This window comes from Cupriavidus necator A5-1 (assembly GCF_000744095.1).
Classification (GTDB): domain Bacteria; phylum Pseudomonadota; class Gammaproteobacteria; order Burkholderiales; family Burkholderiaceae; genus Cupriavidus; species Cupriavidus necator_A.
In genome coordinates this window covers 147,663-158,994 of sequence record NZ_JQLI01000003.1, presented here as the reverse complement: position 1 = coordinate 158,994, position 11,332 = coordinate 147,663, and the positions used below count along the sequence as shown (strand labels likewise).

Genomic DNA, 11,332 nt, shown 5'->3' with positions numbered 1-11,332 from the left:
CGGAGCTTTTCAAACAGCAAATCGGGGGTGATGGATGCGCGCGGGCGCGCCTCAGCCGTCGGTGGCGGCCCGGTGTTCCCGCTGTTCCCTGTGGCGCTGGCGGAATTCCGTCGGTGAGACCGACAGCCGCTTGCGGAAAATCTTGGCCAGGCGGTCACCATTGCCCATGCCGGAGCGGCGCGCCACCTTGTCGACCGGCAGCTCGGTCTCGGCCAGGAAGCCGCAGGCCGTCTCCAGGCGCGCGCGCAGCAGGAAGTCGGAAGGCGTGACGCCCATCTCAAGCTTGAAGCGACGCAGGAAGTTGCGTTCGCTCATGGTCGCAACCTCGGCGGCGTCGGCGATCGAGATATCGTGCTCGCAGTTCTGCTGCAGCCAGCGCGCGGCGGCGCGGATCTTGTCGGCGGGGCTGGTCAGGCCGGCGTCGCCCAGCCGTGGCAGCAGCTGGTCGCTCCAGGCGGGCAGCACGCGCTCCACCACCGCGCGCGCCACGTCGACGCCCAGGTCACGGCGGATCACCGCCAGCGCCCCCTTCATCGACTCGAAGCGCAGCTCGGCGTCATCGCCCGCCGGCACCGCCGACAGGTGCGGGCGGCGTGGCGCCTCGGCTGGCTTCATCACGCCCGCGGCCACCAGCACCGCACGCCCCTCCGCGATCGGCCGCACGCTGTCGGTGGTGGAGCAAGCGGCACGCAGCCAGCACAGCAGGCGCGTGTCGCTGGCTGCGGAACGGGCGCCCTCACCGCCGGCGATAAACAGCATGTCGAGGCCGGCGGGACGGCGCGGGTCGAGGCTGTCGGTCCATACCCGCACCGCGGCCGAACAGGTCACGCTGCCACCTTCGACCGACAGGAAGCGCACGTCATAGGTGATGCGCCCGCCACCGCTGGGCGCCGTGATCTCGTTGGCGGTCTGGAACAGTTCGGCAACCAGGCCGGCGCCGAGCAGGGAAAATCCGTCGTAAAGCAGGATTCCGATTCGCCGCGAGGTGCAGCGTAAAGCGTTTATGGACAATGCACTGGAAAAGACACTGGCAGCGGGCGGCTCGATCTGGGCGTACGGCATGATTTTCCCCCAACACCTTCATTGGTTTCTTTCTGGCGCGAAACCGTTTGTATTGCATTGCATCATATACATTGCCGTTTCGGTTATTCCCGGACTGTCCGATACCGGCGATGTCTTGGCGGAAGGCATCGACCGCCTTCTCGCATATTCCGCAACCTGCTGTTACAAAACATGTTTTTCCATGCAATACGCGACTCCCTCATTCGCAAAATCAGCTATGTCGCGCCATTAAAAGCAATATAGTCCTTACGCTGCATTGCAACAAAAACGCACCAATTCGAACGTGATATAAATCACACTACTACGTGATCTGGTGCATTCTTAATTCACCAAGTGAGGGAAAACGCGCTTGGAATTTGACGCAAATGCAACAGTCCTGGCGACGTGCCCCAAATTGAGGAAGTGGAGTGATTTTGGTGCGCCCAGCTTTGTCGGCGGGAATGCGCCACGTGGTGCCGGCTCGTCGTCGGCGGGCTGACTGCGTCAATGTCCGGACCTGCCTCTCAAGCCACCCCGAGCACCTCTCTCGCAATCGCCTCATAGCGCCGGGCCGTATCGCGCAACGTCAGTCCCTCCAGTGGCCGCCGCGCTCGTGGTTGCCCCAGCGCGCGTACCAACGCCTGCGCATAGGCATCGATATCTGCGCAATCGACCAGTTGCACGCAATCATGGCCGCCGGCGAACGCAAACGCGGGGATGTCGCTGGCCACCACCGGGATGCCGCTGGCCAGCGCTTCCAGGAAGGCAATGCTGTGTGCCTCCGAGGCGGACGGCATCGCAAACACCGAAGCCTGGGCGAGCAGCGCCGGCACGTTGTCGCAGGGACCGTTGATGCTGACCATGCCGCCGAGCCCGAGCTCGGCCACCAGCGCCCGCACCCTGGCGTAGTACACCGGGTCCTCTATCACGCCGTACAAAGCCATCCGGGCCTGCGGCGCCTGCCGCAGCATGGCGTGGAACGCGCGTACGGTGCGCAACTGGTTCTTGACCGCGTCATAGCGCCCGATCTGCAGCAGCAACGGCGCAGCACCGGACGGGGCGGCTGGCGGCATCGCGAAGCGGCTGGTGTCGACGCCGTTGGGAATCACGGTCAGGCGCGGATGCGGCCCCACCGCAGCCAGGTAGTCGCGCACATTGCTCTGCGCCACGCCCACCACCGCGCGGGCGCGCCGCGACAGCAGCCGTTCGGCCCAGCGGAACAGGTCGCGCTCGAAGTCATTGACCGCGGAATGCATGACATACACCACCGGCACGCGCGAGGGCAGCGCGCGGGCATAGAACGCGGGAATGGTCGCGTGCGCGAAAACGATGTCGGGCCGCCAGCGACGCATCACGCCATGCAGGTACCAGAGCCGCGCCAGCGGGCGCTGGGCTTGCTTCGGGAAGCTGCATGCCACGCCGGCCGCGGCAAGCTGGGCCCGCAGCGGCGTGAAGTCGGCGTGCGCGGGCATCAGCGCGGCCACTGCCACCGCCTCGCCGCAGCCCTGCTGGTACAGCGCGAGGTCGCGCACCAGAATTTCCGCGCCCGACATGCGCGGCGTCAGTACCAGATGGAGTATGCGCATGACTTTCTCCTGATTACTTGCTCCTGAAGACCCGGACCAGCATCCATGCCATCGCGCTGGCGAGCCCGACGGTCATGGACCAGGCAATGCCGATGGCGCCCCACCAGTGCGTGGCCGGCGCCACGCACGCCAGCAACACGCCGGCCTGCACCAGCGAGGCATGGGTCGTCACGTGCGGCTCGCCGATGGCGCGCAGATAGGCCACCAGCAAGGCGATCAGTGCGCCGATCGCCATGTTGAGCGCGAATACACGGAACAGCGGCACGGCCTCGAGCCACGTCGATCCGAGCAGCAGCAGGAACAGCGGCTCGGCCACCAGGTTGAGCGCCACCACCGCCAGTACCAGTGCCAGCGCAGCCAGCCCCAGCAAGCGGCGCAGCAGGCGTGGCGCGGAGCCGTCCTGCTGCCGGTGGCGGGCGGCAAAGGTGGGGAACAGGTACTGCGACATGGCGATGCCGGCATCGGCCAGCAGCATCTGCGCAAGCTTGGAAGACATCTGGTAGGCGCCCAGTTGCGCCGGGCCCAGCAGCTTGCCGACCATGACCTTGTCGAACTGGTTGAGCAGCAGGTTGATTACGCTGGCCGCCCAGATCCAGCGGCTGAAGCCGACGTAGTGCCCGATGCCGGTCCAGCGCAGGCGCAGCGGCGGGCGTGGACGCATCGTGGCCCAGGTCAGCGCGGTCTTCAGCGCTTCGGCGCCAAGCAGGCCGATCACGACGCTGTAGGCGCCCGCGCCGGCCAGCGCGCACACCACGCTGAGCGTGCAGTCGGCAAGGGCCGCGGCAATCTCCAGCGCGGCTACCCGGCTGAAGCCGCGCTCGCGCGTGACGACATAGTAGGCGGGGGAAGCCACCCCGCGCAGCAGCGGCAGCACGGCGGCAAGCTGCAGCAGCGGCAGCGCCCCGGCCAGGTGGAACTGCGCTTCGAGCAGCGGCGCCAGCGCCAGCAGCAGCAATGCCACCAGCGCGCCGCGGCAGGCCAGGGCCGACCAGATCGCGCCGAGCTCGGCCAGTGCCGGCGCGCGCAGGCCCTGGATCACGGCCTGCGGCAGGCCGGTGTCGCTGAGCGCCTCGGCGATCGCCACCGCCAGCAGCGCGACCCCGGCCACGCCGAGCGCCTCGGGCCCGAGCAATCGCCCGACCACCAGGAACTTGACCGCCACCATGCCGCGCACTGCCGCCTGCTGCGCCAGCACCCATACGGCCGAGCTGGCGGGCGGCCGTCTGCGCGACTGCACCGCCAGGAACTTCAGCGTCTTGATCATGGGATTCCCGTCCTTGCTGCCGTCCGGCTCCTGCGGCCTCACCAGCCCTTCCGGTGGCGGCAGGCGGCAACGACACGCAACGGACTTAACTAGAACGCGGCGCGGCCGCAGCGTCCCGCCATCGCATAGCTGATTTCGGCCAACGCGGCGCGGCGCCACACCAACCGCCTTAATCCGTCAGCCGGCCGCTGGATATTGGCGTCTGCCGACGTATGCGCGCTGCTAGTGTTGCGATAACACCGGCCGGCACCCAGGGAATGACGATGTCCGACTCCTGCCTCTTCATCATCGAGCCCGATTTCACCGGCCACCGCTGGCGCTACGTGGAATGGGCGCTGCAGGCCTTTGCCGAGGCCGGCCGGCGCTGCGTGGTGGTGACCGACCAGGCCAACCTTGCCCATCCGCTCGCGCAGGCGCTGCAGGCCGGCAGCTCGCCCGGCTGCACACTGATAGCCATGCCGCTGCCGGCCGACGCGGGCCGGGGCGCGGGCCGCATCGCCTACGTGCGCTACTGGCGCATCTTCCGCCACCTGTTCCGCCAGGCTGCCGCCGCGCAGCGCTGCGAGCAGGTACTGGTGCCCTACGCCGACTACTTCCTGTGGGCATTGCCGCTGCTGGGCTCGCCATTGGGCGCGACGCCGTGGGTGGGCATCACGATGCGGGCCGGCTTCCACCACCACCGCGTGGGCGTACGGGCCCCTCGCCATCCGCTGACCAATGCGCTCAAGGCGCTGCTGTTCCGGCGCGCGCTGTCGGCGCCGGGGCTGAAGACGATGCTGTCGATCGACCCCACGCTGCCCGGGTGGTATGGCAACCGGGCCGGTGCCACACTGGCCTACCTGGCCGACCCGAGCCCGGACATGACGCCTGCCACCCAGGCGGCGGCGCGCGCGCGGCTGGCACTGGACGACGGCCCGGTGCTGCTGGTCTACGGCGCCATCACGGCGCGCAAGGGCATCCGCGAACTGGTGGCCGCGCTGGCCGCCCGCCCCGGCGCCCCGCGGGTGGTGGTAGCCGGCGTGCAGGACGACGAGACCCGCGCATGGCTTGGCGAAGCCGCCGCCAGCCTGTCGCCGGCGCCGCTGCTGCTGGACCGGTTCATTCCCGAGGCGCAGGAGGCCGACCTGTTCTCCGCCTGCGACGCGGTGTGGCTCGGCTACAAGAGCCACTACGGCATGAGCGGGGTGCTGGTGCAGGCTTACCGCTTCGGCAAGCCGGTGCTGGCGACCGCCGACGGCCTGATCGGCTGGTTCTGCCGCGGCCGCGATCTGGGCCCGGTGATGGACGACCTCTCGGCAGCCGCTATCGGCCGCGCGCTGGACCAACTGGCGCAGGCGCCGCCCGCCGCCACGGCAGCAGCCGCGGGCGCCGACTCGCGCGCGCAGCTGCTGGCGCGCCACACGGTCACCGAATTCAAGATGACGCTGCGCCGGGCCGCGGCATGACCCGCCGCGCCGGCCGCACCGACCGGAGACACTACCGATGCCACTTCCACACCAAGCCGGGGCGCCGGCGCCTGCCCGGCTGCGCGAGCTCGACTTCATCCGCGGGCTGGCCATCATCGCCGTGATGGGGATCCACTTCCATACCGTCAACACCGGTAGCACCCTGGTCTGGCTGCTCGAATATCCGCTGAAGAACTTCGGCCGCGAAGGCGTGACGCTGTTCTTCACGCTGAGTGGCTTCCTTGTCGGGGGCCTGCTGATGCGCGAGCTGGCCGAGCGCGGCACGATCGATGCGCGCCGCTTCATCATCCGCCGCATGTTCAAGATCTGGCCCGCTTACTACGCGCTGATTCTGTTCCATGCCATTGTCGGCCGCCACCCGCGCGATTCCTTCCTGGTGCAGAACCTGACCCACCTGCAAAACTACCTGGGCTCTTCGATCGCCCAGACCTGGAGCCTGGCGGTGGAAGAGCATTTCTACCTGCTGCTGCCGCCGGCGCTGCTGCTGGCCGCGCGCCTGCGCCTGGGACCGCGCGTGCTGCTGTGCCTGCTCTGCACCACCTGCCTGGCGGTGCTGGTCGCGCGCAGTGCGGCAGTGGCGTCAGGCGAGATCCAGGCTGCCTATGTCTACACCCACTACCGCGTCGACAGCCTGCTGTTCGGCGTGATGCTGGCAATCCTGTACTGGCTGCTGCCGGGGCACTACCGCAAGCTGGCGACGCGACGCGCGTGGCTGATGCTCGCGGTGGCCACGCTGCTGGTGTGGCTGGTGTTCCTGCAGGACGAGATCACGGTCGAGGAGAGCATCGGCTTCACCATCCAGTCGATCGGCTTCAGCGCGCTGATCATGCTGGTGCTCGAGCATTCAGGCCGGCTGCGCGACACACTGCCCTACCGCTGGGTGGCATGGGTGGGGCTCTACTCCTACGGCATCTACCTGTGGCACACGGTGGCCCGCGAGCCAGGCAAGATCTTCATCAGCGCCGCGCTCGCCCACGGCGTGCCACCGATGGCCACCTGGGCGCTGGCGGTGGTGCTGCAGTTCGCCATCGCCATCTGCGCCGGCTACGTGACCACGCGCGCGGTCGAGTTCCCGTTCCTGCGGCTGCGCGACGCGATCTTCCCTGACCGCCGCGCCAGCACCGCGCCAGCGTCGGCGCAGGGCCTGCACGGCCCGCTGCCCTAGTGGCGCCCGTCGCCACGCCACAACACGAAACACGCTAGTGCGTGGCCGCCAAAACCTATTCCGCGCGGGCCAAATGCGCGCGGGGCCGCGTTGCGATGCGGCTGGCGTTCGATAATTTTTCCAACGGGAACACAACCAACACTCGGCACCGAGACAGCCGCACGCCGGACACCTCGATCCGGCGGCAAACGAAGGGGAGGTCGATCATGGAAGGCGAAGCACTGGCCCACCAACCGGAAGGCGCCGGCTTCACGCGCCCCGCTGCCGGCACTGACTGCGTGATCGCGCTGGACCGCGCCGGCAAGGGCAACTACGTGCGCCGGCGCGGCCTGCTGGTCGAGGCGCTGTGGTTCCTGCTCGAGGCCACCATCGTCAACAACAAGCTGGTGCCGTCTTCCGCGCTGCGCGTGTCGCTGCTGCGCCTGTTCGGCGCACGCATTGGCCGCGGCTGCCGGCTGATGCATCCGATCCGCGTCAAATACCCCTGGAACCTGGAAGTGGGCGACGCCTGCTGGTTCGGCGTCGACGTCTGGCTGTACAACCAGGCGCCGATCCGTATCGGCTCGCACGTCTGCATTTCGCAGGGCAGCTTCCTCACCACCGGCTCGCATGCGGTCGATACCAACATGGACCTGATGGTGGCGCCGATCGTGATCGAGGACGGCGCGTGGGTGACCTCGCGCTGCATCGTGCAGAAGGGCGTCACCATCGGGCGCTCCGCGGTGGTCACGCCGATGTCGGTGGTGCACCGCTCGCTGGCGCCCGAAGGCATCTACGGCGGCAATCCCTGCCGCTTTATCCGCAACCGGTTCGACGGCACCGGCCCCGGCCATAGCGCACCCAAGGTGCCCTGAGGAGACTCTCATGCAAGACCTGGCACACACGATCAGCGCCGAGCGCGGCCGCTCGATCGAACTGGACTTCGTGCGCGGGCTGGCGATCATCATGGTGATGGGGATGCATTTCCACACCGTCACCACCGGCTACCCGCTGCTCGCCGCGATCGAGTACCCGTTCAAGCAATACGGCCGCGAAGGCGTGAACCTGTTCTTCACGCTGAGCGGTTTCCTGGTCGGCGGCCTGCTGCTGCGTCAGTACGCGCAAACTGGCCATATCGACGCCGGACGCTTCATCATCCGGCGCATCTTCAAGATCTGGCCGGCCTACTACGCCCTGATCCTGTTCCACGTGCTGGTGGGGCGCCACCCCACCAGCACCTTCCTGTACCAGAACCTGAGCCACCTGCAGAACTACCTGGGTTCGTCGATCGCTCAGACCTGGAGCCTGGCAGTGGAGGAACACTTCTACCTGCTGCTGCCCGCGCTGCTGTTGGTGATGAGCCGCTGGCATGTCAGCGCGCGCACGATCCTGTGGACGCTGGGCGCGCTGTGCGCGGCGGTGCTGGCGGCACGTTGCGCGGCGGTGGCGGCGGGCGACCTGGAGGCGGCGTCGGCCTACACGCAATACCGTATCGACAGCCTGCTGATCGGCGTGATGCTGGCCACGGTCTACTGGATGCAGCCAGAGCTGTACCGGCGCCTGGCCCGCAACAAGGTGCTGCTGGGCGCGCTGGTGCTGGGCCTGGTGGTGTGGCTGGGGTGGCTGCAGAAAGCGCTCGCGCTCGAAGAGAGCGTGGGCTACACGATCCAGGCGATTGGCTTCGTCGCGCTGATCGTGCTGGTGCTGGAATACTCGGCCGGACTGCGCAATGCCTGGCTTTATCGCGCCGTGGCATGGACCGGCGTCTACTCGTACGGCATTTACCTGTGGCACTCGCTGGCGCTGGCTCCAGGCGAACTCTTCATCCGCAAGGCGATGGCCCTCGGCGTGCCGGTGCCGCTGGTGTGGGCCGCGGGGCTGGCGCTGCAGTTCGGCCTGGCGATCGCGGTCGGCTTCCTGACCACGCGTGCGATCGAGTTCCCCTTCCTGCGGCTGCGCGACGCGCTGTTCCCGCCGCGCCAGCCCCGCGCCGGTGCCGCCGCGGGCGGCACCGGTGACGGCTCGGCCGCACTACCCAACAAGCGGCCGACGGCCTGAGCGTCTGATGCCGCTACTGCGGCACGTAGCCTTCGGGCGCCGTCACGCGCGACTGGATCACGGCCGCATTGGCGGACACGACGTAGAGCGGCGTCCCGGTGAGCTGCAGGTTGACCGCGCCGTTGGCATAGGGCACCGAGATCGCGTTGCCCATCATGTCGAGGACCGACACCTGTCCGCTGGTGCCGGGCGCGTCGACCTGCAGGGTGTAGGGGATGCCATAGGTCGTGCTGAAGCCTGCCGCCGCGTTCCAGCTGGCATTGCTGTGCGCCCACAGCGCGGTCACCACCTTGCCGCCGTTCAGGCGCTGGAAGGCGTAGCCATAGGCGCCCGCGGGCAGGCCGGTGAGCGGGCCGAGCGTATTGGTGCCGTCGATCAGGCGCGTCATTGCCGCCACCGCCATGGCCGCGGGCTTGGGGCTGATTCGCTCGGGCCCGTAGCCACCGCGTGCGTTGTCCAGGTCGAAGAACACGCCATAGCCGGCCTGACCGGTCGAATCGGGCGTGTCGCTGGCATAGAACACGAAGGTCACGTCTGCGCCTTCGCCGAGCAGGATCAGGTGGGTGCGCGCCACCACCGAGCCGTGCCCGTACAACACGTTGGGCGTCGGGTAGGCCGGGCCGTATGCGGTGCCGAGGTCGTAGCTGATGCCGGTCTCGGTGACGAACAGCTTCGCACCGCGCTTGAGCTGGCTGGCAACGGCGTGGCGCAGCTCGCGCATTGCGGCCGGCAGCGCATTGGCGGCGACCGCCGCGTCGCTGTCGCCCACCAGCCGTTCGGGCGGGTGCGACGGCGAGGTGCCGATGTCGTAGTAGCCATGCACGGTGACGCCGTCGAGGGAGGGCCCCAGTCCTTGCGGCACCAAGCGGTTCAGCCAGCGGGTGTTCTCGCGCACCATCGCGTTGGTGACGCCCATCACCACTGCCGCCGGATCGGTGCCGTGGATGCCCTGCCAGGTGGCGCGGTACATCGCGACAAGGTTGGCGTCGGTGTCCAGCCACGGCAGCCCGCCAGTGTAGTCGGGCTCCCAGGTCACCTGGTAGTAGTTGGCCGACTGCGCCGGGAAGTATTGCTTGCGGATCCGGTCTGACTCCTGGCCGACGCGGCCCATGTAGTTCTGGTAGTCCGCCAGCGATTTGGGCGCATAGCTATGGGTGGCCACCCCGGTGGGACTGGCCCAGGCCGGGATGCCGTCGAGCTGGATCAGCCGCATCAGGTCGCCCGGCTTGAAGAACGGTGCCAGGTTATCGGCCTGCGCCGAGAAGGTGTTGGGCCCGTTGGGCTCCGTCTTGTACCAGTTGCGGTTGTCGTTGACCCAGCTCAGGCCCAGCGCGGTGTAGAGCGGCCGATAACCGTCGCCGGTGCAGCAGGCTTGGCCGGGCAGCAGGTACGCCGCGCCCTGACCGCCGAAGCGATGCAGGTCCTGCCGTGCAAAGGTTGCCACCGGCAGCACCGGCGTCACATCCGGCAGCACGCCGAAGGTGGCGATGCCGTCCGGCCGCGTGCCGCGGCTGCGCAGCGCGCCCTGCCCCGAACCGAGGCTGGCCGAGATGGCGAAATAGCCGGCCAGCGCTGACATGCAGTCAAGCGTGGTGGTGCGCGCACCGGCCGCGGCAGGAAAACTGCCCTGCGCCCGCACGGTGCCCCAGGCATCGGCGATCTGCCAGTTCACGATGTCGTCAGCGCCGGTGCGGGTCGTAAAGCGCAACTGGAAAGCCGCACCCGCAGCCGCCATGCGGGTGCCGTCGCCACCGACGAAGTCAGCCTCGATGGCATCGCCGGCGCCACCCGCCGCCACGCCTGCGCCGGGCTTGTTGCAACTGAGCACGGCGCGGGTGGGGCTGCCGGGGCTGGGTGTTGGCGCGAACGGCTCGGTCGCGGCGCTCGCATACCAGCAGCCCTTGGCGGCACCCGGCGCAGGGTCGCCGAACACGCCGTTGTTGCAGGCCACGCCGTCGGAAAAGGTCTTGGTGACGTACTGCGTCGAGGTGCCGTACTTCACCACGCGCGTACCGGTGAAGGTGCAGAAGCCATTCTCGCTGCCGCATGCGACCCAACTGTTGTCGACCGCCGCAGAAGCCGTGCCGGCGTCGTACCAGCAGCTCTTGGCCGCGCCGGGCGCAGGGTCGCCGAACACGCCGTTGTCGCAGGACGTACCGCCGGTGAAGGTCTTGATCACGTACTGGGTCTCGGTACCGTACTTGACCTGGTGGGTGCCGCTGAACACACAGGTCTTGTTTTCGGTCGCGCACAGGGTCCAGGCGTCCGCGGCCTCCACGGCCAGGCTTGCGTTCCCGCCGCCATCGGCGCCGCCGCCGCTTCCGCTGCCACAGCCGGACAAGGCAAACAGCAGCGAACACCACAGGCACAGGCTCGCGAAAACGGTGCGCAGGCGCGGCAGCGCCGCCGCGCTTGCCTTGGGGCTGGTACAGATCGTCATGGCTTCTCCATGGTTGGTCCCAGAGTTGGGGGCGAGGCGAGGCGCAGTGTCACGCGCCCGGCCCGGGCCGGAGGCGCCGGCGGCAGGGCCCGCCGTGCATGGCGCAAGCCGCGGATGGGCCGGACTACCGCCGTGGCGCCCGGCGAGATATGCCGGGTCCGGCCGGACAGGTGATGGGAGCGCAGGCGCTGACCGGCAGCGTGCACGGCCGCAGGTCCGGCACTGTCCGGCCGGTTCCGGAAGCTTAGTTAGGGCATGCCGGATTGATCGGCCAAAACCCTACCTCCAGCCGACGAGAGCGCCGCGTGTGGCGCGCAGCGCAAGCCTATGCCA

8 protein-coding genes are annotated in these 11,332 nt (G+C 68.5%); 4 read left to right on the top strand and 4 right to left on the bottom strand.

Features of this window, described 5'->3' with window-relative positions; translation table 11 throughout:
- Window positions 1-51 precede the first annotated feature (51 nt).
- From K307_RS21760 to K307_RS21750, 3 genes are all read right to left on the bottom strand, one after another.
- Window positions 52-1,062, bottom strand: a complete 1,011-nt coding sequence (locus K307_RS21760; protein ID WP_042882701.1) for a GlxA family transcriptional regulator — start codon at window positions 1,060-1,062, stop codon at window positions 52-54.
- 503 nt (window positions 1,063-1,565) lie between these two features.
- Window positions 1,566-2,627 (bottom strand): glycosyltransferase family 4 protein, encoded by a 1,062-nt coding sequence (locus tag K307_RS21755; protein WP_042882699.1) that lies wholly within the window; start codon window positions 2,625-2,627, stop codon window positions 1,566-1,568.
- A 13-nt stretch (window positions 2,628-2,640) separates the two neighbouring features.
- Complete coding sequence (locus tag K307_RS21750; RefSeq protein ID WP_051975092.1) at window positions 2,641-3,891, bottom strand: oligosaccharide flippase family protein; 1,251 nt, start codon at window positions 3,889-3,891, stop codon at window positions 2,641-2,643.
- Between the two features lie 263 nt (window positions 3,892-4,154).
- On the opposite strand from K307_RS21750, the gene K307_RS21745 reads away from it, so the two are divergent.
- The 4 genes from K307_RS21745 (at window position 4,155) to K307_RS21730 (ending at window position 8,559) form a co-directional block, all read left to right on the top strand.
- Window positions 4,155-5,336 (top strand): group 1 glycosyl transferase, encoded by a 1,182-nt coding sequence (locus K307_RS21745; protein WP_051975091.1) that lies wholly within the window; start codon window positions 4,155-4,157, stop codon window positions 5,334-5,336.
- Between the two features lie 37 nt (window positions 5,337-5,373).
- Window positions 5,374-6,522, top strand: a complete 1,149-nt coding sequence (locus K307_RS21740; RefSeq protein ID WP_042882697.1) for an acyltransferase family protein — start codon at window positions 5,374-5,376, stop codon at window positions 6,520-6,522.
- A 206-nt stretch (window positions 6,523-6,728) separates the two neighbouring features.
- A complete protein-coding gene (locus K307_RS21735) occupies window positions 6,729-7,376 on the top strand; it encodes a colanic acid biosynthesis acetyltransferase (protein WP_042882695.1) in 648 nt (215 codons plus the stop codon).
- 10 nt (window positions 7,377-7,386) lie between these two features.
- The gene (locus tag K307_RS21730) at window positions 7,387-8,559 is read left to right on the top strand and encodes an acyltransferase family protein (RefSeq protein WP_042882693.1); all 1,173 of its coding nucleotides are present in this window, start codon (window positions 7,387-7,389) and stop codon (window positions 8,557-8,559) included.
- A gap of 13 nt (window positions 8,560-8,572) precedes the next feature.
- Here K307_RS21730 and K307_RS21725 read toward each other — a convergent pair whose 3' ends face one another.
- Window positions 8,573-10,999, bottom strand: coding sequence for a hypothetical protein (locus K307_RS21725; protein WP_042882692.1), 2,427 nt, complete (start codon window positions 10,997-10,999; stop codon window positions 8,573-8,575).
- Window positions 11,000-11,332 lie beyond the last annotated feature (333 nt).